16 protein-coding genes are annotated in these 23,226 nt (G+C 72.4%); 7 read left to right on the top strand and 9 right to left on the bottom strand.

Translation table 11 applies throughout. The features are described from left to right. Positions 1-14 precede the first annotated feature (14 nt). Genes ABEA46_RS07545 through ABEA46_RS07535 form a run of 3 tightly spaced genes read right to left on the bottom strand, consistent with a single transcriptional unit; the run spans position 15 to position 4,324 of the window. Entirely contained in the window at positions 15-1,811 is a 1,797-nt protein-coding gene (locus ABEA46_RS07545; protein WP_345543765.1) for a gamma-glutamyltransferase family protein, read from the bottom strand. A 5-nt stretch (positions 1,812-1,816) separates the two neighbouring features. Continuing rightward, on the bottom strand, positions 1,817-3,253 hold the full coding sequence (locus ABEA46_RS07540; protein WP_345543764.1) for an aminopeptidase P family protein: 1,437 nt from the start codon (positions 3,251-3,253) through the stop codon (positions 1,817-1,819). Between the two features lie 48 nt (positions 3,254-3,301). After that, positions 3,302-4,324 (bottom strand): endonuclease/exonuclease/phosphatase family protein, encoded by a 1,023-nt coding sequence (locus tag ABEA46_RS07535; protein ID WP_345543763.1) that lies wholly within the window; start codon positions 4,322-4,324, stop codon positions 3,302-3,304. Positions 4,325-4,408: 84 nt separating this feature from the next. On the opposite strand from ABEA46_RS07535, the gene ABEA46_RS07530 reads away from it, so the two are divergent. Continuing rightward, entirely contained in the window at positions 4,409-5,272 is an 864-nt protein-coding gene (locus tag ABEA46_RS07530; RefSeq protein ID WP_345543762.1) for a PHP domain-containing protein, read from the top strand. Positions 5,273-5,332: 60 nt separating this feature from the next. Here ABEA46_RS07530 and ABEA46_RS07525 read toward each other — a convergent pair whose 3' ends face one another. Both ABEA46_RS07525 and ABEA46_RS07520 read right to left on the bottom strand, forming a co-directional pair. After that, positions 5,333-5,770 carry an SHOCT domain-containing protein gene (locus ABEA46_RS07525; protein ID WP_345543761.1) on the bottom strand — a complete coding sequence of 146 codons (438 nt, stop codon included), beginning with the start codon at positions 5,768-5,770 and terminating at the stop codon, positions 5,333-5,335. 103 nt (positions 5,771-5,873) lie between these two features. Then, the gene (locus tag ABEA46_RS07520; protein ID WP_345543759.1) at positions 5,874-7,391 is read right to left on the bottom strand and encodes a DEAD/DEAH box helicase; all 1,518 of its coding nucleotides are present in this window, start codon (positions 7,389-7,391) and stop codon (positions 5,874-5,876) included. 195 nt (positions 7,392-7,586) lie between these two features. Between ABEA46_RS07520 and ABEA46_RS07515 the strand changes: the two genes are divergently transcribed. Further along, on the top strand, positions 7,587-8,300 hold the full coding sequence (locus ABEA46_RS07515; RefSeq protein ID WP_345543758.1) for a ferritin-like fold-containing protein: 714 nt from the start codon (positions 7,587-7,589) through the stop codon (positions 8,298-8,300). 64 nt (positions 8,301-8,364) lie between these two features. Here the strand turns inward: ABEA46_RS07515 and ABEA46_RS07510 are convergent, their stop codons facing one another. Both ABEA46_RS07510 and ABEA46_RS07505 read right to left on the bottom strand, forming a co-directional pair. Further along, complete coding sequence (locus tag ABEA46_RS07510; RefSeq protein ID WP_345543757.1) at positions 8,365-8,655, bottom strand: hypothetical protein; 291 nt, start codon at positions 8,653-8,655, stop codon at positions 8,365-8,367. A 20-nt stretch (positions 8,656-8,675) separates the two neighbouring features. Beyond that, the gene (locus tag ABEA46_RS07505) at positions 8,676-8,900 is read right to left on the bottom strand and encodes a DUF3107 domain-containing protein (protein WP_018171265.1); all 225 of its coding nucleotides are present in this window, start codon (positions 8,898-8,900) and stop codon (positions 8,676-8,678) included. Between the two features lie 156 nt (positions 8,901-9,056). Here ABEA46_RS07505 and ABEA46_RS07500 point away from each other — a divergent pair, with 156 nt between their 5' ends. Further along, positions 9,057-12,281, top strand: coding sequence for an ATP-dependent helicase (locus ABEA46_RS07500; protein WP_345543756.1), 3,225 nt, complete (start codon positions 9,057-9,059; stop codon positions 12,279-12,281). Between the two features lie 5 nt (positions 12,282-12,286). After that, positions 12,287-15,628 (top strand): ATP-dependent DNA helicase, encoded by a 3,342-nt coding sequence (locus ABEA46_RS07495; protein ID WP_345543809.1) that lies wholly within the window; start codon positions 12,287-12,289, stop codon positions 15,626-15,628. An 18-nt stretch (positions 15,629-15,646) separates the two neighbouring features. Here ABEA46_RS07495 and ABEA46_RS07490 read toward each other — a convergent pair whose 3' ends face one another. Then, positions 15,647-16,966, bottom strand: coding sequence for a phosphotransferase (locus ABEA46_RS07490; RefSeq protein WP_345543755.1), 1,320 nt, complete (start codon positions 16,964-16,966; stop codon positions 15,647-15,649). 76 nt (positions 16,967-17,042) lie between these two features. Between ABEA46_RS07490 and nudC the strand changes: the two genes are divergently transcribed. Both nudC and ABEA46_RS07480 read left to right on the top strand, forming a co-directional pair. Continuing rightward, positions 17,043-17,957, top strand: a complete 915-nt coding sequence (gene nudC, locus ABEA46_RS07485) for an NAD(+) diphosphatase (RefSeq protein ID WP_345543754.1) — start codon at positions 17,043-17,045, stop codon at positions 17,955-17,957. After that, the gene (locus ABEA46_RS07480) at positions 17,954-19,729 is read left to right on the top strand and encodes an ATP-dependent helicase (protein ID WP_345543753.1); all 1,776 of its coding nucleotides are present in this window, start codon (positions 17,954-17,956) and stop codon (positions 19,727-19,729) included. Before nudC ends, ABEA46_RS07480 begins: the two co-directional genes overlap by 4 nt. A 768-nt stretch (positions 19,730-20,497) precedes the next feature. Here the strand turns inward: ABEA46_RS07480 and ABEA46_RS07475 are convergent. Then, positions 20,498-21,937: a zinc-dependent metalloprotease gene (locus ABEA46_RS07475; protein WP_345543752.1), complete on the bottom strand. Its 1,440-nt coding sequence runs from the start codon at positions 21,935-21,937 to the stop codon at positions 20,498-20,500. A 144-nt stretch (positions 21,938-22,081) separates the two neighbouring features. Here ABEA46_RS07475 and ABEA46_RS07470 point away from each other — a divergent pair, with 144 nt between their 5' ends. Next, positions 22,082-23,206 (top strand): YlbL family protein, encoded by a 1,125-nt coding sequence (locus ABEA46_RS07470; RefSeq protein ID WP_345543750.1) that lies wholly within the window; start codon positions 22,082-22,084, stop codon positions 23,204-23,206. Positions 23,207-23,226: the final 20 nt, after the last annotated feature.

The raw sequence follows: 23,226 nt of genomic DNA, 5'->3' as shown, positions 1-23,226 counted from the left end.
CGGCGCAGCCCTGCTCAGCGACCTGCGGCGTAGCCCTGCATGCCGCGCGGGTTGGCGGCCGCCCACAGCACTCCTGCCTCGTCCCTGCCTGCGGCAGAGACCCGGCCGAGAGCCCAGTCGCCCGCGCGGGTGACGACGTGCCCGCGGCGCTCGAGCCCCGCGATCACGTCCTCGCCGAGGCGGTTCTCGACCACGGCGCCGGCCGGCGTCCAGGTGCGGGGCCAGAACGACTCGGGGAGCGCGCTGGTGTGCAGGGCCGGCGCGTCGATCGCCTGCTGCGGCGTGTAGCCGCCGACGATGACGCGCAGCAGAGCGAGCAGCTGCCACTGGTCCTGCTGGTCGCCGCCGGGGGAGCCGATGGCGAACTCCGGTGTGCCGCCCTGCAGGACGAGCGTCGGGGTGAGTGTGGTGCGAGGCCGCTTGCCGGGCACCAGCGACGACGGGTGGCCGGGCTCGAGCCACGTCATCTGCAGGCGCGTTCCGAGACAGAACCCGAGCGCCGGGATCGTCGGCGAGGACTGCAGCCAGCCGCCCGAGGGCGTGGCCGAAACGATGTTGCCCCAGCGGTCGATGACATCGATGTGGCAGGTGTCGCCGCGGGTCTCTCCGGTCTTGGCGACCGTCGGCTCGCCCGTGCCCACGGCAGGAGCGTCGTACGAGGTACGCAGCGGCGGGCGCAACGGCGTGCGCCCGCCGGGGGATCCCGGCCGGAACTCGGTCGACGCGGTCTGGCCGATGAGCGCCCGTCGCTCGGCGAGGTACTCGGCGCCGAGCAGGGTCTCGAGATCGACGTCTGCGTCGCCGAACCATGCGTCGCGGTCGGCGTACGCGAGCTTCTGCGCCTCGAGGATGGTGTGCGCGCCCGCTTCCTGCGAAGGATCGAGCAGGTCGTCGTCGAGGGGTTCGAGCAGGCCGAGGGTCTGCAACAGCGCAGGGCCCTGCGTCCACGCGCCGGCCTTCGCTATCGTGTGCCCGCGGAACTCGCGCATGACCGGCGGCTCGTAGCCCGCCTCGAAGGCGGCGAAGTCCTCCGGCGTGATCACCGCGGCGTGCGTTCCGCCGCCCGAGTGGCGGTGCGGCTGCGCGAGGAAGGCGGATGCCTCCTGCGCGACGATCCCGGTGCGCCACTCCGTGCGCGCGGCATCGATTCGTGCGGCGCGACCCACCGGGCCGTCGTCGCGCACCGTGCACGACGCGTGCACGAGCGAGTCGAGCACGTTCGCGTACGCCGGGTTGCGCACCACCTGTCCTGCCGAGGGCAGCTCGCCGGCAGGCATCCACAGCGCGGCCGACGTCGTCCAGTCCTCGCGGAACAGATCCGCGACGCGGGCGATCGTCGCGGCCGCGCCGGCGACGAGAGGGTGACCGTCGCGCGCGTAGCCGATGGCATAGGCGAGCACGTCCGCGAGCTCCCACGTGCCGTGGTCGCGCAGCAGCAGCAGCCACGCGTCCACCGCACCGGGAACGGCGGCGGCGAGGCCGCCGGCGCCGGGGACGAGCTCGAGCCCCTCGCTGCAGTAGTGCTCGATCGTCGCACCGGCGGGCGCGGGACCCTGACCCATCAGGACCGTCGGGGTCGCGGCATCCGCCGTCTGAAAGATGCCGACGAGGTCGCCGCCGGGGCCGTTCAGGTGCGGCTCGACGATGTGCAGCACGAACGCGGCGGCGACCGACGCGTCGAACGCGTTGCCGCCGCGCTCGAGCACGGCCTGCGCCGTGGCGGTGGCGAGCCAGTGCGTGGACGCGGACATGCCGAACGTGCCCGTCAGCGTGGGGCGCGTCGTGAAGGACGGCGCGGGCGTGTACGTCACGGTGCTCAGCGCGACGAGAGGTCGCTGCGTGCGATCCAGGCCTCGACCTCGTCGGCCGTTCGCGGGATGCCGGCCGACAGGTTGACGGGGCCGTCGGCGGTCATGAGGATGTCGTCCTCGATGCGCACGCCGATGCCGCGGTACTCCTCGGGCACCGTCACATCGTCGATCTGGAAGTACAGGCCGGGCTCGATCGTGAACACCATGCCGGGCTCGAGCGCGCCGTCGTAGTACATGTCGCGTCGCGCCTGCGCGCAGTCGTGCACGTCGATGCCGAGGTGGTGGCTGGTGCCGTGCACCATGTAGCGGCGGTGCTGGCCGCCGCGGTCGGCGTCCAGCGCCTCTTCGGCGGTGACCGGCAGCAGGCCCCACTCCGCGACGCGCGACGCGATGACCTGCATGGCGGCCTCGTGGACCGAGCGGAACCGGACGCCCGGCTTCGCCGCGGCGAACGCCGCATCGGCGGCCTCGCGCACCGTCTCGTACACCTTGCGCTGGATGTCGGTGAACCTGCCGCTCACCGGCAGTGTGCGCGTGATGTCGGCGGTGTAGAGGCTGTCGACCTCGACGCCCGCGTCGATGAGGATGAGGTCGCCGGGGACGACGGCGCCGTCGTTGCGCGTCCAGTGCAGATAGCACGCGTGCGGGCCCGACGCGGCGATGGTGTCGTAGCCGACCGTGTTGCCGTCGCTGCGGGCGCGCTGGTGGAAGACGCCCTCGACGACCCGCTCACCGCGCGGGTGCTCGATGATCGCCGGGAGGTTCGCGACGATGTCGTCGAACCCGCTCGCCGTCACCTGGACGGCGAGCTCCATCTGGGCGACCTCGTACGAGTCCTTCACCAGACGCAGCTCCGACACGAAGCGCGTCAGGTCGTCGTCCTCGTCGAGCACGACGTCCCCGTCTCGCGCCTCGAACTCGTCGACGTGGGCGGTCGCGACGCCGAGGTCGGCGGCGACGCCGGCGAGCGCGGGGCGCGGGCCGATCCAGAACTCGCCGATCGACGCGTCGGAGTAGAACTCGCTCGTCGTGCGGTCGGCGCGCTCGCGGAAGTACAGCGTGACCTCATGGCCGCCTGCGGCGAGCGGCTCGAACACCAGCACCGAGCCGGGCTCGCCGTCGGAGGCCCAGCCGGTCAGGTGCGCGAAGGCGGAGTGCGCGCGGAAGGGGTAGTCGGTGTCGTTGCTGCGCTGCTTGAGCTCGCCGGCGGGCACCACCAGCCGCTTGCCGGGGAACGCGGCCGACACGGCGTCGCGGCGCGCAGCGGCGAACGGCGCCTGATCGCGCGCGGGCGGCGCCTGGTCGGGACGATCGGCCCAGCCGGTCGAGATCGTGTCGAGGAATCCGTGACCGAACGGCTGACGGCGGTTCGTGCTGGTCGAGGTGTGGGTCTCAGCGGTGCTCGTGGCCCCCGCGGACGTCTCGTTGGCTGCGGTGCTCATGCGTCCAGTCTCGCACGGGTCCGGTGCCAGCGCGCGGCCGGTCGCGGCTCAGCCGACCGGTTCGTACTGGACGATCAGCGGACGGTGGTCCGAACCCGATCCGTCCAGCGACCGCAGCACGAGCGAGCCGGTCGCGCGCCAGTGCGACGAGGCCATGATGTGGTCGATCGGAGCGCCCAGGATCGCCGGCACGTCGGTCGCCCAGGTGCCGAGCGCCCCGTTGCCGGTCTCGACCGCGGCGTCGGTGCAGTGGCCGAGCGTCGCGCCGTCGACGCCGAGGCCCGACATGTGGTCGACCGTCGCGTTGAAATCGCCGGCCATGATGACGTTGCCGTCGCCGCACTGATCGGCCAGCCACTGCAGGTCGTCGCGCCAGTCGTCCATGTACTCCTCGCGCGGCGCGACGGCATGCGCGGCGACGACGATCGGTCCGTCGCCCGAGACCGGCATCGCGACGGCGCTCGGCACTGTCGACGTATTGCTCGTGCCGTCGGAGGACGACTCGATCACCGAGTAATCGCCGAGCTCAGGCGAGATGAGGAGCGTGGTGGAGCCGGCATCCCATTCCGTCGACGGGTCTTCGGCGTGGTGCGCCCACATGCGGTGTCCGAGATCGCGCATCGCGACGGCTACCGCGGCGCCCGTCTCGATCGTCGTCTCGGGGAGCGCGACGATGTCGGCGTCCATCGCCACCGCGATCTTCGCGATCGTCTCGGGCGACGTGGCCGGACCCGCGGTGTTCCAGGTCATGACCCGTATGCTCGCCTCGGTCTTGGCGGGGAGCGGGTCGGTGCCCAGCCCGCCGCGCGAGGCGACGATCGCGCCGTTGGCGACGGTCGCGAGGATCGCGACCACCGCGAGCGACAGCGCGAACAGGCGGATCGGACGCACGATCGCCAGGAGCAGCGTCAGCACTGCGGCCACCGCGAACGCCAGCACCATCACGCCGCGGAACGACACGAGCTGCGCGATCGGATAGGTGCGCTCGACGTGGAAGAAGCCGGGCCAGGTGAGGACGGCGGCGCCGATGGCGCACAGTACCGTCACCAGGATCCCGAGCAGGCGCAGCACGTCCGCGACTCTATGCCGCCAGGCTGGGAGATCCGTCAGCACGACGCCGCGTGGCGCGTGCTTTCGCCGCGCTACGCTCGGAGGATGCCGACGACGCAGCGCTTCGAGGGACCGAGCGATCTGCACCTGCATTCGGCGCATTCCGACGGCACCCAGCCGCCCGCCGAGGTGATGGCCTCGGCCCACCGGCACGGTGTGCGCACCGCCGCCCTCACGGACCACGACACGACCTCGGGCTGGGCCGAAGCGGCCGAGGCCGCGGCATCCCTCGCGATGACGTTCATCCCCGGGATGGAGCTGTCGGCCCGCCACGAATGGCGCAGCGTGCACGTGCTGGCATATCTCGTCGACCCTGACGACCCCGGGCTGCGGGCGATGACCGAGCGGATCCGCTCGTCACGTCTCGACCGTGCGCGCATCATGGCCGACCGCATCGCGCGCGACTACGACCTGGTGTGGGACGACATCCTCGCCCAGACCACCGACGGGGCGACGGTCGGCCGCCCGCACATCGCCGACGCGCTGGTCGCGCGCGGGCTCGTGCGCGACCGCGCCGAAGCGTTCTCGGGCATCCTCAGCCCCGGCGGCGACTACTACGTGGCGCTGTACGCCCCGGACCCCGTCACGGCGGTCGGGCTGGTCGCCGGGGCCGGGGGAGTGCCGGTCATCGCGCACCCCGCGGGGCGCGCCGGGCTGCTCCCGGCCACGCTCATGGACCGGATGCTGCACGCGGGCCTGGCCGGGTTCGAGCTCGGCCACCGCGAGAACCGCGAGCCCGGTCTGCAGACGCTGCGCGACCTGTGCCGCGAGCGCGACCTCATCGTCACCGGCTCGAGCGACTACCACGGGCTCGGCAAGCCGAACCAGCCGGGCGAGCACACCACGGCCGATGCCATGGTCGCCCGCATCATCGACCGCGCAACAGGAAGCGCCCCCGTCTACCCCTGAGGGTGGACGAGGGCGCTCGCGCGGACGCGGATGCCGCGTCTCAGGCGATCAGCGGACTGATCAGCCCAGCGCCTTGGCCTTGAGCGCGTCGTACTCGGCCTGCGTGATGGTGCCGGCGTCGAGCAGCGACTTCGCCTTCGCGATCTCGTCGGCCGGGCTGGAGGCACCGCTGCCGGCGACGGACTTGATGTAGGCGTCCTGGGCGCTCTGGATCTCGGAGGCCTCCTTCGCACTGCGCTTGGCCATGCCGTTGCCGCGTGCGATGAGGTAGACCAGCAGCGTCAGGAAGGGCACGAAGATCAGGAAGATGATCCAGACGGCCTTCCACCAGCCGTTCAGCTTGTGATCGCGGAAGAGATCGGCGATCACGGCGAACAGCGCGAACAGGTACGCCATGAAGAAGAAGATCCAGAGGAACCACCAGATGATGTCCCAGAACGAGCCCCAGAAACCCTGGTACTCGTAACTGATGGGCACGGCGTTTTCGATGAATCGCACGTTATGCCTTTCTTAGATGCGAGGTCGCGGCATCCCGCCGCGTGGCCTCACCCTAGCGGTGAAAGAACGCTGAGTGTGGGCGCCGCGACCGCGCATGACACAGTCAGGCGCCGGCGGGGGCCGCGCCGCCGCCCGCACCGCCGCGGCGACGGCGCCGGCGACGCGGCGCCGGGTGCCCGTCGTGGTGCTCCTTGCCGCCGCCGTCGTGGGTTCCGCCGCCGTCCGCGTCGCGCTCGCCGTCAGACGGCGCCGCGTGGTCGCCCGCGGGCTTCGCGCCGCCCTCGGCGGCCTCGAACGTCGAGCCCACGCGCTCGGCCGATCCGCCCGAGCGCCGGCGACGACGCCGGCGGCTGGGGGACTGACCGTCCGTCTCGGCGGCGGCAGCGGCATCCGCGGCCTTCTCAGGCTGGACGCGCACGGCCTGCGTCTTGGGAGCCGTGGTGATGCGGCCCTTCGTCCCGGCCGGGATGTCGAGGTCGGCGTACAGGTGCGGGCTCGACGAGTACGTCTCGACGGGCTCGGGCTGGCCGAACTCGAGGGCGCGGTTGATGAGGGCCCACTTGTGCAGGTCCTCCCAGTCGACGAACGTGACCGCGATGCCGGTCTTGCCGGCGCGGCCGGTGCGCCCGGCGCGGTGGAGGTACGTCTTCTCGTCGTCGGGGATCGTGTGGTTGATGACGTGCGTGACGTCGTCGACGTCGATGCCGCGCGCGGCGACGTCGGTCGCGATCAGCACATCCTTCTTGCCCGCCTTGAAGCCCGCCATCGAACGCTCGCGCGCCTCCTGGCTCATGTCGCCGTGGACGGCGCCGGCGTTGAAGCCGCGGTCGCTCAGCTCGTCGACGAGCTTCTGTGCGGCGCGCTTGGTGCGCGTGAAGATGACCGTCTTGCCGCGGCCCTCGGCCTGCAGGATGCGCGAGATCACCTCGTCCTTGTCGAGCGAATGCGCGCGGTAGACGAGGTGCTTGATGTTCGCCTGGGTGAGGCCCTCGTCGGGGTCGGTGGCGCGGATGTGGATCGGGTTCGACATGAACCGGCGCGCAAGGGCGACGATCGGGCCGGGCATCGTGGCCGAGAACAGCTGCGTGTGGCGGATCGCCGGCACCTTCGAGAAGATCTTCTCGATGTCGGGGAGGAACCCGAGGTCGAGCATCTTGTCGGCCTCGTCGAGCACGACCTCGGCCGCGTGCGAGAGGTCGAGCAGTCGCTGGTTGTTGAGGTCGATCAGGCGGCCCGGCGTGCCGACGACGATCTGCGCACCGGCTTTGAGCTGGTCGATCTGGCCCTCGTACGCCTTGCCGCCGTAGATGGCGACGACGCTCGTGGAGCGGTTCGAGGTCAGCATGTCCATGTCCTCGTAGACCTGCACCGCGAGCTCACGGGTGGGCACCACGATGAGCGCCTGCACGCCGGGCGCCGGGTCGAGGCCGAGTCGCTGGACGACGGGGATGCCGAAGCCGAAGGTCTTGCCGGTTCCGGTCTTGGCCTGCCCGATGATGTCCTGGCCCGGCAGGCCGAGCGGGATCGTCTGCTCCTGGATGGGGAAGGCGTCGACGATCCCCTTGGCCGCAAGGGCCTCGGCGATGTCCTGGTCGACGCCGAGGTCGGCGAAGGTCGTCACGATGTGTGCCTGTCCGGCAGTGGGATGCTGCCTGGGTTCGTGCCCGGGCGCAGGAACCGGCCTTCCTGGGCCGTCCGCGCGGGCGGAAGTGCGATCCACGCCCTTCTTTCCCACAGGCGCGGGCGCCCCGATCCGACGCCGGGGCCGAGACCACGATACCGGAGGACGCCCTGACCAGCACTTAGGCTTTCGTACATGGTCACCTGGTTCTGGCAGCGCCGCGGCGCGGAGCGCAAGCTCCAGCTGCGCTCGCGCGACGACCTCGGCGGTGCCGACCGCGTCGATTTCGCCGAGCTCGCGCCCGAGGTCGACACGTTCCTCGGCCAGGCCGCGTACCTGCAGCTGGGGTACTTCGAGACCCTGACCGAGCTGATCCAGACGGTCCCCGAGCTGTCCGAGAAGGAGGCGGTGGCCCGTGCCGCGGGCGCCGCGCTCACCAAGCATGAGGCGCTCGTGGCGCTCGTCCGCGAGCGCGGCGACGACCCGACCGAGCTGATGAGGCCGTTCCGCGAGCCGCTGGACGCGTTCCGTGCCGCGACCCACGGCGTCCGCCCGCAGGAGACGATGCTGTCGGTGCACATCACGGCGGGGATGCTCGACGACTTCTATCTGGCGCTGTCCTCCAGCTACGCCGAGACCGGCGGCCGGGTCGCCCGCATCCTGCAGGCCGACTCCGATCGCCAGGCGATCGTCGAGATCCTCGCCGACACGATCGCGAGCGATCCGGAGTGGAAGTCGCTGCTGGCGCTCTGGGGCCGGCGGCTGGTCGGCGACACGCTGCTCATCGCGCGTGCCGCGCTGCGGCCCATGGGGGTCGGCTCCGCCGACGAGGAGAAGGTCGAGCCCGTGTTCACCGAGCTGATGGCCGCGCACTCACGGCGCATGGATGCCATGGGGCTGGCCGCCTGAGACGAAGAGATCCGGGAAGCCGCGCCAGCGGCATCCCGGATCTCTTCGTTCGGCGGGACCGGCGTCAGCCGATGCCGAGACGCACCTTCTCGCGGGCGTCGTGGGCGACGCGCACGCGGGACGTGATGATGATCGCCGGGTAGGTGACGACGATCGGGACGATGAGAGCCGCCAGCCACGGCCACGGCGTGTCGACGCCGACGCCGAGCCAGGTGAGCAGGGCCCACGCGGCTCCTGCCGACACCGCCCCGATCATCGGCGCGAGTGCGACGCCGCGCGTCAGCCGCTGGTGCAGCTGGAAGTGGATGCCGATGCCGATGACCGCGCCGACGATGAACGCGATGAGGATCTGCATGTCGCTGTCTCGGACGCGGCTCAGGCGACGAAGCCGACGCGGCGCGACTCTTCGGAGCCGAGCTCGACGTAGGCCAGGCCCGCGGTCGGGACGATGTACGAGTTGCCCTTGGCATCGGCGAACGTCACGTGCGTGGCGCCGGCGTCCAGCGCGGCGGCGATGGACTTCTTGACGTCGGCGGCGGGCTCGTTCGTCTCGAAGTTGAGCTCGCGGCCGGTGTTCGCGATGCCGATGCGGATCTCCACGTGACTGACCTCCTGCGCGGGGCGATGGATGCTCGGTTCAAGGCTCAGGCTCCCCGGACGCATGGCCACTCTACGACACCCGCGAGGGGTGCCCGCCCGCCGCCGGAACGCTCTGGGCGAACGGCCGATGTCGTCCGGTCGCGCTAGCTTCGAAGGGTGACCCCGGGGAGCCAGACAGCCGCGCCGTTCGCGCCGGATCCGCACCAGCAGACCGTGCTCGCGCTGCCGGTCGAGGCGTCGGGAGTCGTCGTCGGATCCCCCGGGACGGGCAAGACCGCGACGCTGGTGGCACGGGTCGCGGCACTCGTCGAGGCGGGCGTCGACCCCGACTCCGTCCTCGTCCTGACGCCGTCCCGTCAGACCGCGACAGAGCTGCGAGATCGCCTGGGGCTCGCGGTGCGCGCCGCGACCGCCGGGCCGCTCGCGCGGTCGGTGGCGTCGTACGCGTTCCAGCTCGTGCGCGCGCACGCCGTCGCGGTGGACGCGGACCCGCCGCAGCTGCTCACCGGCGGCGACGAGGACCAGATCATCCGCGACCTGCTCGATGGCGATGCCGAGGATGAAGAGAGCGGACAGTCCCGGTGGCCCGAGTGGCTGGGCTCCGCGATCCGCGGCACGGCCGGCTTCCGCACCGAGGTGCGCACCTTCCTCGCCGAGTGCACGACGCTCGGCATCGGGCCGCGGCGCCTGCGCGAGCTCGGCGAGCGGCACGACCTGCCGGCCTGGGTGTCGCTCGCGTCGTTCGCCGCCGAGTATCTGGAGGTCCGCGGTGCCATGCGCGGTGCGCATCGGGATGCCGCGGGCCTCGTCCGCGAGGCCGTCGGGCTGCTGCGCACCGGCGTCGTGGCGGAGCGCGCCGGCGGTGCCGGCATCCCTGCGATCGACCGCGTGCGCCACGTGCTCGTCGACGACGCGCAGGAGCTCACCCTCGGCGGGGTCGAACTGGTCGAGGCGATCCACGGCCGGGGTGCCGCGGTGCTCGCGTTCGGCGATCCGGACGTGGGGTCGGGGTCGTTCCGCGGAGCGACGCCCGAGAACTTCGCGCGGCTCGCGGCGTCGCTCGGCACGGTGCACGTGCTGGCAGAGGGGCACCGGGGGAGCGCGTGGCAGCGGGAGCTGGTCGGGCGCGTCACGCAGCGCATCGGGGCCGTCGGGGTGGTCGCCCATCGCGCGGCGGGCGCCGGCGCCGAGCCGGACGACACGGTGCGCGCCCTGACGCTGCGCTCGCCCGCCGAGGAGTACGACGCCGTGGCGCGGCTGTTGCGTGAGCGGCATGTGCACGACGGCGTCCCGTGGCATGCGTGCGCGGTGATCGCACACGACACGCGGCAGGTCGCGGCGCTCGAGGCGGAGCTGTCGGCGCGCGAGGTGCCGGCGCGGTCGAGCGGACCCGGCCGGGCGCTCGGAGCGGTGCGACCGGTGGCCGACCTGCTGCGGCTGGTCGAACTCGCCTCGCGCGAGGACTGGACCTTCGACGACGCGCAGGCCGCGCTGGTCGGCACGTACGGGCGGCTCGATGTCATCGAGCTGCGGCGCCTGCGGTCTGCGCTGCGCCACGCCGAACTGCGGCAGACGCTCGGCGATGGGGCGGACGAGGGCGCCGCAGCGGTCATCGAACGCTCCGGACGCGACCTCGTGCTGTCGGCCATGGCGCAGCCGCTCGAATTCGACCTGATCGACACACGGGAGGCACGCCGCGCCGCCGCGCTCGCGCGCACGCTGGCCGTGCTGCGCGAGGACCTGGAGCGCGGCGCCACGGCGCATGAACTGCTGTGGACGGCGTGGGACCGCAGCGGGCTGCAGCGCGCCTGGTCCGAGCTCGCCCGCGGGAACGGGCCGCTCGCGGAGCAGGCGAACCGCGACCTCGACGCGCTCGTGGCGCTGTTCCAGGCGGCCAAGCGCTTCGTCGAGCGCTCGCTGGACGCCGATCCCCGGGTGTTCGTCCGCTCGATCCTCGACAGCGGCGTCGCCGAGGACCGCCTCGAAGCACCCTCGCGCGACGACCGCGTGCGCATCCTCACGCCCGCGGGCGCGCTCGGCCTCGAGTTCGACACTGTGGTGGTGGCCGGTGTGCAGGACGCCGTCTGGCCGAACACCCGCCTGCGCGGCAGCCTGCTCGATACGTGGCGTCTGATGGATGCCGCCACCCGTGCCGATGGCGAGGTCACTGGTGCGTTCGACAGGCGCCGCGCCGCCATGCACGACGAGCTGCGCCTGCTCGCGCGTGCGCTGTCGCGCGCCACCGCCCGGGTCGTCGTGACGGCGGTCGACGACGACGACACCGGCCCGAGCGTCTTCTTCGAGATGCTGCCCGACCCCGAGCCGTTCGAGCTCGACCACCCCGTCTCGCTCCGCGGCCTCGTGGCCCGCCACCGGCGGACGCTGACGGCGACCGCACCGCGCGCCGGCGCGCCCGAACGCGTCGCCACGGCGGCCGGACGCGCGGCCGCGCAGCAGCTCGCACTGCTCGCCGACGCGGGCGTGCCGGGCGCGGCGCCGGTCGAGTGGTACGGCGTCGTGCCGCCCACCTCGACAGGGCCGCTGCGGGACCTCGAGCGGGAGGACGTGCGCGTGTCGCCCTCGCGGCTTCATGCGCTGGAGGAGTGCGAGCTCAACTGGGTCATCGCCGACCTCGGCGGGGATCCGGGTGGCACGACCGCGGGTCTCGGCACGATCATCCACGCCGCCCTGGAGCATGCTGCAGGGCACGACGAGGCGGCTCTGTGGTCCGAGGTCGAGTCGAGGTGGGGCGAACTCACGTTCGAGGCCGAGTGGCGTGACCGCGCGGAGCAGGCGCGGGCGCGCGACCTCGTCCGGCGGCTGCACCTGTACCTGCGGCGGTTCGACGATGCGGGGGGCACGCTGATCGGCGCAGAACCGCATTTCGAGGTGGTGATCCCGCTTGACGGGTCGGTCGCGGATGCGGTTGGGGCCGAGCCGCCGGCGGATGGCGAGCACCGCGTGATCCTGTCGGGCTACATCGACCGCGTCGAGCTCGCCGCCGACGGCACCGTCGTGATCATGGACCTCAAGACCGGCAAGCGCGAGCCGCAGACCGATGCCAAAGTGCTCGACAACCCGCAGCTCGCCGCCTACCAGCTCGCATTCGAGTCCGGCGCGATCCCCGAGGCGAAGGGGCATGCACCCGGCGGGGCCAAGCTGCTCGTGCTGCGCCCGACGGCTGCGCGCTCGGATTATGTGACGCCATGGCAGCCCCCGTTCGACGACGAGCGCCGCGCGGCGTTCGTCGGCCGCATCCATACCGCCGTCGCCGTCATGCGCGGCGAATCGTTCACCGCACCCTATGAGGAGCACTGCCGCGATGAGCACTCGTACGGACTGTGCCGGATCCACACAATCGGCGCGGTGAGCGCCTCGTGACCATCGTGCAGAACCAGCCGGGCGCCGCTGCGCGTGCCGATGCGCCGCCGCTCCCGGCTCGTGTCATCGCGGCCGCGCTCGGGCAGTTCCCGCCCACCGCGGAGCAGACCGAGGTCATCGAGGCGCCGCTGTCGCCTGCGCTCGTCGTCGCCGGTGCGGGCAGCGGCAAGACCGAGACGATGTCGGCCCGTGTCGTCTGGCTCGTGGCGAACGGCATCGTGCGCCGCGACGAGGTGCTCGGCCTCACCTTCACGCGCAAGGCCGCAGGCGAGCTCGCCGAGCGCATCCAGAAGCGGCTCTCGCGTCTGGCCGAGTTCGAGCGGCGCGGGCTGCTCCCCGCTCTTCCTGCGCTCGCCGAGGCCGGACGCCTCGACATCTTCGGCGAGCTCGAGCGCTCGGGCGCGGACGGCGCGCGGTCGACCGCCGAGCGGCACCGCATCCTCGATGCGCTCGCGGCCGAGATCGGCGCGTCCGCGCAGGAGTCCACCGACGACGCGCTGCTGCATCGTCCGACGGTCTCGACCTACAACAGCTTCGCGGACCAGATCGTCCGGGAGCACGCGCTGCGGATCGGGAGGGATGCCGAGGCCGCCGTGCTCTCGGAATCCGCGGCGTGGCTGCTCATGCGGCGCGTGGTGTTCGCCTCCGACGACCTGCGCCTGGAGGCGCGCGGCGAGGCCGTGCGCAGCATCGTGGATGCCGCGCTGCGGATCGCGCGCGACGGCGTCGACAACCTCGTCGACTTCGACGAACTGGCAGCCTTCCCCGAGCGGTTCCGCGCGGTGACCGAGCTGCCGTCGACGAACCGGCGCACGACCGTCTACAGCGAGGTCGTCGAGGCGGTCGAGAAGGTCGACGCCCTCGCTCTGCTCGCCGACCTCGCCCGCGAGTACGACGCCGAGAAGCGTCGTCTGGGCGTCATCGACTTCTCGGATCAGGTGGCGGGCGCCTTCGAAGTCGTCACCGGCCACCGTTCGGTGGCCGAAGAGCTGCGCGACCGGTACCGCGTCGTGCTGCTCGACGAGTACCAGGACACGTCGGTCGTCCAGACCGACCTGCTCGCCGCGCTGTTCGCCGGCACCGGGGTGATGGCCGTCGGCGATCCCCATCAGGCCATCTACGGATGGCGCGGTGCGAGCGCGGGCAATCTCGGCGGCTTCGCCCACGCGTTCGCGCCCGGTGCCGAGTGCGCGCAGTTCGCCCTCGTCACCAGCTGGCGCAACAGCGCCACGGTGCTCACCGCAGCCAACGCCGTGCTCGCACCGCTCGCGGCATCGGCCGCCGTGCCGGTGCAGGAGCTGCGGGCTCGCCCCGGCGCGCCCGCAGGACTCGTGGAGCTGGGCTTCGACGCCGATCTCGACACCGAGGCCGACCGCGTCGCCGAGTGGTTCGCCAGCGTACGGGCCGATCGCCGCGCCGAGGGACGCATGACCACCGGGGCGATCCTGTTCCGCAGCAAGAAGCACATGGTGCGATTCGGCGACGCGCTGGGCCGGCGCGGCATCCCGCACCGCATCCTCGGACTCGGCGGCCTGCTCTCCACGCCCGAGGTCGTCGACGTGGTCTGCGCGCTGCGGGTGATCAGCGACCCGTCCGCGGGCTCGGCACTGATCCGGCTGCTGTCGGGGCCGCGCTGGGCGATCGGCCTGCCCGACCTGCGGGAGCTCGCGGCGCTCGCGCGACGACTGGCACGGCACGACTCGTCGCTCCAGCCGCTGGCGCCCGAGGTCGTCGAGCGGATCCGCGGGAGCGCGGGCGACGACGACGGGTCGCTGGTCGACGCACTGGACTTCGTGCTGCGGCAGAAGCCCGATCACGGCTGGCTCGCCGGATTCACCCTTGACGCGCGTGAACGGCTGCGCGAGGCGGGATCGGTCTTCGCCGCTCTCCGCCAGGCGAGCGGGATGCCGATCCCCGAACTCGTGCGGCTGATCGAGCTTGAGCTGCGGCTTGACATCGAGCTCGCCGCGAACGAGTCCCGTGGTCCGGCGCGTGTCGCCTCCGCGCAGTTGCGCGCGTTCGTCGACGAGGTGCACGCGTTCCTCGCGGCCGACGAGACCGGCTCGCTGTCGAGCCTGCTGGCCTGGCTCGAGCACGCCGAGCAGCTCGACGAGTTCGCCCCGCGCACCGAGCCGCCCGAGGACGACGTCGTGCAGCTGCTCACGATCCACGGCTCGAAGGGCCTCGAGTGGGACGCCGTCGCGGTCGTGCGCCTGGTCAAGGATGAGCTGCCCAGCGCCCCCCGCGACACGAAGGCCTGGCTCGGCTTCGGCGTGCTGCCCTACGCCTTCCGCGGGGATGCGACCTGGCTGCCGCTGCTCGCGTGGCAGTCGGCGCAGACGCAGCAGGACCTCAAAGACGCCTTCGCGGCGTTCGTCGAGGCGAACCGCGCGCGCCAGCTCGAAGAGGACCGCCGGCTCGCCTACGTCGCCGTGACGCGGGCGCGCGATCACCTGCTGCTCACCGGGGCGACCTGGTCGGGCACCAAGCGGCCTCGCAGCCGCAGCGTCTTCTTCGCCGAGATCGCCGAGGCGCTCGGCGTCGACCTCCCCGAGGACGAGCCCGGCGAGGACCCCTACCAGGGTGAGCGCCGCGTCCTGCAGTGGCCGATCGACCCGCTGGGCTCGCGGCGAGGAGCTGTCGCGCACGCCGCCGATGCGGTCCTCACCGCGGCCGGCGAGGCCCGTGCCGACCTCGATCCGCAGGCGGCGCTCCTGCTTGCGGAGCGCGATGCGCGCCGGGCGCGACCGGTTCACACCGCGCCGACCCGCATCCCGGCCTCCCGCTACAAGGAATACGCGGCCGACCTCGAGGGCACTCTTGCGCGCATCGCCCGCCCGATGCCCGAACGGCCCTTCCGGCAGACGCGCCTGGGGACCCTCTTCCACGCGTGGGTCGAGCAGCGGTCCGGTCAGGCGGGGCTGGGCGGCTCGCTCGACGATTCGCTGTGGGAGCTGGACGACGATGCCGCCGGCACCGACGCCTCGGTGGAGGATGCCGCAGCCCTCGCCGCGCTCCGCGAGCGTTTCTTGCGGTCAGAGTGGGCGCACCTGCAGCCGATCGAGGTCGAGACCGAGATCGACTTCACGACGACCGGACCTGACGGGCTGCCCCACATCGTCATCTGCAAGCTCGATGCCGTGTATCGCCGCGAGGACCGGGGCGGACGCATCGAGATCGTCGACTGGAAGACCGGAGCGGCTCCGCGCACCCCCGCAGAGAAGGACGAGCGGATGCTGCAGCTCGAGCTCTATCGCCAGGCCTACCACGCGAAGCACGGCGTCGCGCTGGAAGACATCGACGTGGCCCTCTACTACGTGGCGGAGGACGCCATCCTGCGGAACTGATCGGCCGCGCCGACGGGCTCAGTCCGACAACCAGCGACGGAGCGCGGCCTCGGACGCGCGCTCGGCGTCGGCCGCGGCATCCGTCCCGTCCTCCCGGCGCGTGCCGCCGTCGGGCGGCGTGGCGCCGGGCAGCGGGATCGGCGATGTCGAGACGTCGTCGCCGGCGGGCGGCGTGGGCTCACTCTGCGGCGCTTCTGCGGGGTCGTCGATCGGGTCGAGCAGGGGAGCCTCGTCGCCGGTTTCGTCCACGACGCCGGTGTCTGACGGGGGCTCCTCATCGGCCACCCAGCGCGCGAGCTCGTCGGGGTCGTAGGCGTCGGTCTGCATCGACGTGTCGACAGTGGCCGCAGCGGACTCCGGCATCCGGTCGAGCAGCGCGATCGCGTCTTCGACGTCGAGGGAGCCGTCGCCGACGAAATCGTCGCCCGTCACCCCGGCTGCGAGGGACTCCAGCAGCTCGACCGCATCGGCGACGATGTCGTCGCGCGCCTCGTCGTGCCCGTGGATCAGCCATTTCGCGAACTCGAGCTCGGCGTACAGGCGTGCGCGCTCGCGTACCCGCGCGTCGGGGGCACGGCCGCTGCCCGCCACATACGCGGCGAAGACGTCGTCGGCGGCATCGGGCGCCGAGGCGAGCCACTGCAGGTCCGTAGCGGGGTCGCCGACCGACAGACCGTGCCAGTCGAGCAGCCCGGTGACCGTGGGGACGCCGTCGAGGTCTTCGAGCAGGAACGCTCCGGTTCCCACGCCGTCGAGCACCACGGCCGACTCGAACCGCCACAGTTCCTCGGCGTCGACGGCGCGCTGCCAGCGGTCCTGAAGCTGCAGGGGGAGCCGTCGCGTGGCGACCGCTCTGTCGATGAGCCGCGTCACGTCGGCGCGGACCTGCTGCGGGGTGCGCGCCGGCAGCCCTTCGGATTTGACCACCGAATGGGGGAGCGCGTGCACCGCTGCGAGCGAGGCGCCCAGCGACGTCGCGACGCCGCGACCGGGCGGGAGATGGGCGGCGTCGACACGGTAACCGGACAGGAAGCCGACCACGACGGCGCGGGCGTCTCCGACGGCCGCCTCGCCGAGCAGCTCTGGCGCACGGAAGGGGAGGAGGCTGCGCACGCCCGGGGTGAGCGCGTTGAGCGCGCGCACCTCGGCGGCGAGTTCGGTGGCGGAGTCCTCGTCGGCGGGGACACGCACGACGACCCGGCGTCCGTCGTCGAGATCGGCGATCGCCGCGTCGTAGCGCCCGGTGGTCCCCTCGGTCAGCACACCGACCCCGACGACCCCTGCCCCCGGAAGAGCCGAGGTGACGGACGCGGCTAGAGTGAGGGGTGAGCGTGCCATGTGCCCAGGGTAGGTCGGGCACGCGTGACAGTCCCCGCGCCACGCCCGGCCCTATCGACGAAGCGGAGCATCCTCGATGACGGCCACAGGCACCGCCGGAGAACCGCCGCTCGCACGCACCGGCTTCGGCCGGGCGGCCGAGGAGCGGGCGATTCCCGACGTGGTCGACGTGGCCCGAGCGGATGCCGCCACCCGCGTCCTCGTGGTGGCCGGCGATGCCGCGCCGCTCGCCGGCGCCGATGCGTTGGAGTGGATCCCCGCCGACGCCGTACCGGACGGCGCGGAGTGGGCGCTGCTCGGCCGCGACGACGAAGGGCGAGCGCTGCTGACCGCGGTCTTCCCTGCCGGCGATGACACGCCGTTCGCGGCGGCCGCCGGGTGGGCGGGTCTGCGCAGTGTCGGGGGAACCCTCGACGCCTTCGACTCCAGCGCGTTCGTCGAGGCGCTGAGCCTGGGCCGCTGGCTGCTCGACTCCCGGTTCTGCCCGGCGTGCGGGGCGCTCACCGAGCTCGGCGACGCGGGCTGGTCGCGCCGGTGCCCCGTGTGCGGACGGCAGCACTTCCCGCGCACCGACCCCGCCGTGATCGTCGCGATCACCAGTGCGACCGATCCCGACTTGCTGCTGCTCGGGTCCAACGCCCTGTGGGGCGCCGACCGCTTCTCGTGCTTCGCCGGGTTCGTCGAGGCCGGTGAGTCGCTCGAGACCGCGGTGCGGCGCGAGGTCGCCGAGGAGTCCGGCATCGACGTCGGGACCGTGACCTATCGCGGATCGCAGGCATGGCCCTACCCGCGCTCGCTGATGCTCGGGTTCTTCGCCGAGGCCCGCGATGACGCGGCGGCCCGCGCCGACGGCGAAGAGATCGCGGCCGTGCGCTGGTTCACGCGCGACGAGATCGGTCGCTCGCTTGAGGGTGCGTCCGACATCGTGCTGCCGGGCCGCGCCTCGATCGCCCACCGCCTGATCGCCGACTGGCACGCGGGGGTGCGATGAGCGGCGGCGCTCTCGCCGGTCTCGACGAGCACCAGCTCGAAGCGGTCCGCGCGCTGCGCGGCCCCGTCGTCGTGCTCGCCGGTGCGGGTACCGGAAAGACGCGGGTGATCACACACCGCATCGCCCACGGCGTCGACACCGGCGCCTACTCGCCGGGCCGGGTGATGGCGGTGACCTTCACCGCCAAAGCCGCGGGCGAGATGCGCGGAAGGCTGCGGGCGCTCGGCGTCGGCGGGGTCTCGGCGCGCACCTTCCACGCGGCAGCGCTGGCGCAGCTGAACTTCTTCTGGCCGACGCTGGCCGGCGACACGGCGCCCGGCATCATCGACAACAAGGTCAAGCTCCTCGCCCATGCCGCCGACGGCGTGGGGCTCTCGCCCGACGTCGCGACGCTGCGCGACGTGGCGTCCGAGATCGAGTGGCGAAAGGTCTCGATGCTGAGCATCGACGAATACGCGGCAGTCCGCCCGAACGGTGTCGGACGACTCGGCACCGAGCGCGTCGTCGCGCTGCAGCACGCGTACGAGCGTCTGAAGGACGAGCGCCGACAGCTCGACTTCGAAGACGTGCTGCTGGCGTGCGCCGGCATGCTCGAGGCGGAGCCGCAGGTGGCGAAGGCCGTGCGCGAACAGTACCGGCACTTCACTGTCGACGAGTTCCAGGACGTCTCGCCGCTGCAGAACCGGCTGCTGGAGCTGTGGCTGGGCGACCGCCGCGATCTGTGCGTCGTGGGCGACGCGAGCCAGACGATCTACTCGTTCGCGGGCGCCGACGCCGGCTTCCTGCTCGATTTCGACAAGCGCTTCGAGGGCGCCCGCGTGGTGCGCCTGGAGACCAATTACCGCTCGGACGCCGCTGTCCTCGGGGTCGCGAACGAGCTGATGCGGGGGCGCCCGGGCGCGCTGCATCTGACTCCTGCCGAGCACCGCGCCAGCACGGCGGCCGACGAGACGCTTCCCACCGTGACGGCGTTCGAGGACGACCGCGACGAGGCGCGGACCGTCGCTGCCCGCATCGTCGCGCAGATCGCCGCCGGCGCCGACCCTCGCCACATCGCGGTGCTCTACCGTGCGCACGCGCAGTCGGCCGAGCTCGTCGCGGCGCTGGCAGACGCCGGGGTCGCGACGACCGTGCTCGGCGGGCGCCGCTTCTTCGACATGCCGGAGGTGCGCCAGGCTGTCATGGAGTTGCGCGCCGCCGCCGTGGCACCCCTGGAGAGCGGGCTCGTCGACACCGTGCGCGACATCCTGCGCTCCCGCGGGCTGACCGACGACCCGCCCGAGGCCGGGGGAGCCCTGCGCGACGCGTGGGAGGCGCGCGCTGCCCTGCTGCGTCTGGCGGAGGAGGCGCCGGCGGGCACCACGCTGCGCTCGTTCACCGACGAGCTGACCGCTCGCGCGAAGGTGCACGACGAACCGGCGCTGCGGACGGTCACCCTCGCGACGCTGCACGCCGCGAAGGGTCTGGAGTGGGAGCACGTCCACCTGGTCGGCGTGGCCGAGGGGCTGCTGCCGATCTCGTACGCGACGACCTTCGAGCAGGTCGACGAGGAGCGTCGCCTCGCCTACGTCGGCATCACGCGGGCCGGGCGAACGCTGTCGGTGACGTGGGCTCGAGGTGTACGGGAACGGCAGCCGTCGCGGTTCCTGCGAGAGATCGGCAGCGGCACTCTGCGTGCGGTCGGTGCGTCCGGACGTCCCGGTGCAGCGACCCGGAGCGCAGCGCGACCGAGCGGGCCCGCGCGAGACGCCGGTGGCCGCGTTCGTCGATGAGACGGCCCGCCACGATCCCGGCCTCCCAGAGCACCGCCGTCCCCACGTCGACGGCGCGTCCGATCAGCTGGGCGGCCACCGTCGGCCACGACGGATCAGCATCCCGGCGATGCGCCGCCACGCACGCGAGGCACGCCGTCTCACCGGGGATCACCAACGGGCCGATCTCGGCGCCGGATCCGGTCAGGACGACGGGCAGGTGCGGCACGTCGGAGGCCATGAGTGCCGCAGCAGTCCCGGGCGGGACGACACGGGGCACGACGAAGACGACGGCTGCGGGATCCGGCGTCGTCTGATCGATCGCGTCGAACGGATGCCGCACGTCGACGTCGAACCCCGCGGCCGCGAGTCCGCGGGCCACGAGGTCGCGCTGCGCGTCGTCGACCGCGGCGTCACGGTGGAGCGAGACGGTGCGGCGGGGTGCGGCGCCGGCGACGAGTGCGCGGCGGATCAGCGCGAGCAGACGTGTCGCGCCATCGTCCGCCGGCGCGCCCAGTGCGCGGGCGAACGTGACGAACGAACCGTCGGGGATGCCGCGCTCCAGCTCTCGCAGCACCCGCAGCTGCCACGGCTGCGGGTCGTCGAGCACCGCCACCGCTTCGGCGCCGAATTGCAGGGCCGTGGCGGTCCGCCACACCGCCGGATACGCGGGATCGAGGCTCAGCATGCCCCGATCCTGCCGGAGCAGGCGTGGGCGCCGGCCGTTATCCACAGCTCAGCACGCGCGCCGTTCGGGTGAACCGCCTGGGGAGGAGCCCGTTGGACGGGCTACACCGGCCGGTGGTCGTCCGGCGCTCCGCTGTCGTCGCCCGGATCCCCGTCCGTCTCCGCGTCGCCCTCCGCGACGTCGCCGGACGCGTCCTCCGGCGCACCCGACTCGGGGAACTCGCCGGCCAGCAGTCGCGCCAGCGCGTCGTCGAGCTCATCGGGAGCGGGCTCTTCGCCGCGTGCCCGTGCCTCCAGGCGGGCGACCAGCGCCGCCGGATCGTCGATGTCGGACGCGGCCGGCATGAGGTCGGGGTAGTCCCACAGGGCATCCCGCGCGGCCGGGCCGACGGCATCCGTCACCGCACGCCACATCGCGGCGGCCTCGCGCATTCGTCGTGGCCGGATCTCGAGGCCCACGAGGGAGGCGAGCGCGCGCTCGGCGGGACCGCCGACGGCGCGGCGACGCCGGACGGCCTCGGCGATGCGCGGTGCCGAGGGCAGGCGAGAGGTCGCATCCTCGGTCACGACCTCGACCCAGCCCTCGATCGTCGCGAGGAGGTTCTCCAGCCGCGCGAGCGCGGCGTTCTGCGCCTCGGAGCGCGGCGGCAGCAGCGCGCCGCTCTCGAGCGCGGCGCGCAGCTCCTCGGGCTGCGACGGGTCGAAGCGCGAGGCCATGTCTTCGAGCATGTCGGTGTCGACATGGACACCGCGTGCGAAGTCGGTGACCTGCGAGATGACGTGCAGGCGCAGCCACCTGGCGTGACGGAAGAGGCGCGCGTGGGCGAGCTCGCGCGTCGCGATGTAGAGCGCGAGCTGGTCCTCGGGGACTTCGAGGTCACGGCCGAAGTCGGCGAAGTTCTGGGGGAGGATCGCTGCCTGGCCGTCGGGCATCAGGGGGATGCCGACGTCGCCGCCGCTCACGACCTCCTTCGAGAGGCTGCCGATGACCTGACCGAGCTGCGTCGCGAACAGCGAGCCGCCGATCGTGCGCATCAGGCGTCCGGCGCCCTGGACGAGCTCCTGCATGTCTTCGGGGGTCTGTTCGCTCAGCGCCGCGGTGAGCGCATCGGCGATGCTCGTCGCCACGGGTTCGGCGAGCTCCTGCCACACCGGGAGCGTCGCCTCGACCCACGAGCCGCGCGTGATCACGGTGGGCGCCGTCGCGAGCTCGGAGATGCTGGTCGCCTCGCTCAGCCACAGCGTCGCGAGGGAGAACGCCTGGTCGAGATCGGTGCGCTGGCCGGCGGTGACCCCGAGCCCCTCCTGGTTGGCGATGTGGAGGGCCTGGCGCTTGGCCATGTCCCAGGACACGCCGCTGTCGCCGGCGTTCGCGAACACGCCCTGGAGCTGGCGCATGATCTGCTGCATCATCGCCGGGTCGATGTCCATGCCCGACATCCGCGAGAGCTGCTCGGGATCGATGCCGCCCGCGCCGCCCCCGAAGAGCTGCCGCATGAGCTCTTGGAAGTCGTCCTCAGGACTGCGGTCGTCGTCTGCCACTTCAGCCGCCTTTCAGCCGGTCGATGACGTTGCGTTCTACGCTAGTCGCAGCATCCGTCGCACTCCCCGGCCGGGACCTGGAACCCTTACGCCGGTCGCGAACGACCAGGCACTCAGCAACGGCACGGAAGAGAGAGGTCCCGCGTGGCCCTGTTCGACGAGGACACCACCATCCAGCGCGCACCGCGGGAGCCGCTGTCGCGCCGCACCGTCGTGGGCATCTGGGCGCTCGTCGTGGCGATGGTGATCCTGCTCGTCATCACCTTCCTGCCGACGTCGTACGTCATCCAGCAGCCCGGGCCGGTGTACAACACGCTCGGGACCGCGCTGAACTCGGACGGCGAGGAGGTGCCGCTGATCTCGGTCGACGGCGCCGAGACCTACCCGACGGACGGGTCGCTGGACCTGCTCACCGTGCAAGTGCAGGGCAACCGCGAGCACACGCCGTCGTGGTTCGAGCTCGCGATGGCGTGGTTCGATCCGAGCAAGGCGGTGCTGCCGATCGACGCCGTGTTCCCGGCCGGCCAGACCACCGAGCAGCGCAACGAGGAGAGCGCGGCGATGATGGTGGACTCGCAGCAGGAGGCGACCGCCGCGGCGCTCACCGAGCTCGGGTACGACGTCGGCGCGAAGCTCTCGGTGCACTCGGTCATCGACGGCGCGGCCGCGGAGGGCGTGCTCGAAGACGGCGATCTGATCCTCAGCGCCGACGGCCAGAGCGTGACCGACGCGAACGCGCTCCGGACGGTCATCAACGACGGCGGGGGCGCGCCCGTCGAGCTGGTGATCGAGCGCGACGGCGCACAGCAGACCGTCTCGGTGACGCCGAAGGAGTCCACCGCCGACGGCGAGACGACCTGGCTCATCGGGGTGACGCTGATCACCGACTACGACTTCCCGATCGACGTGACGATCCAGCTGAACAACGTGGGCGGCCCGAGCGCCGGCATGATGTTCGCGCTCGGCATCATCGACACGCTGACGCCGGGCGAGCTCAACGGCGGCGAGCAGGTCGCCGGCACGGGGACCATCACCGCCGACGGCACGGTGGGCCCGATCGGCGGCATCCGTCAGAAGATGTGGGGCGCGCTGGATGCCGGCGCCGACTGGTTCCTGGCACCCGACTCGAACTGCGACGAAGTCCTGGGGCACATCCCCGGTGATCTGCAGGTCTTCTCGGTCAAGACGCTCGACGACTCGCTGAAGGTGCTCGAGACGATCAACGACGGCGGGGACCTCGACGCCCTGCCGACCTGCACCGCCCGCTGAGGGCATGCGCGCCGCGGAAT

The organism is Microbacterium jejuense (assembly GCF_039544225.1).
GTDB classification, from domain to species: Bacteria; Actinomycetota; Actinomycetes; order Actinomycetales; family Microbacteriaceae; genus Microbacterium; species Microbacterium jejuense.
The sequence above is the reverse complement of the archived record's forward strand: the minus strand, read 5'-3'. Positions and strand labels throughout refer to the sequence as shown.

Coding starts and splice junctions, on each gene's coding strand:
- ABEA46_RS07540 (WP_345543764.1), bottom strand. CDS start 3,253: ATGAGCACCGCAGCCAACGAGACGTCCGCGGGGGCCACGAGCACCGCT.
- ABEA46_RS07530 (WP_345543762.1), top strand. CDS start 4,409: ATGCCGACGACGCAGCGCTTCGAGGGACCGAGCGATCTGCACCTGCAT.
- ABEA46_RS07515 (WP_345543758.1), top strand. CDS start 7,587: ATGGTCACCTGGTTCTGGCAGCGCCGCGGCGCGGAGCGCAAGCTCCAG.
- ABEA46_RS07510 (WP_345543757.1), bottom strand. CDS start 8,655: ATGCAGATCCTCATCGCGTTCATCGTCGGCGCGGTCATCGGCATCGGC.
- ABEA46_RS07490 (WP_345543755.1), bottom strand. CDS start 16,966: ATGGCACGCTCACCCCTCACTCTAGCCGCGTCCGTCACCTCGGCTCTT.
- nudC (WP_345543754.1), top strand. CDS start 17,043: ATGACGGCCACAGGCACCGCCGGAGAACCGCCGCTCGCACGCACCGGC.
- ABEA46_RS07480 (WP_345543753.1), top strand. CDS start 17,954: ATGAGCGGCGGCGCTCTCGCCGGTCTCGACGAGCACCAGCTCGAAGCG.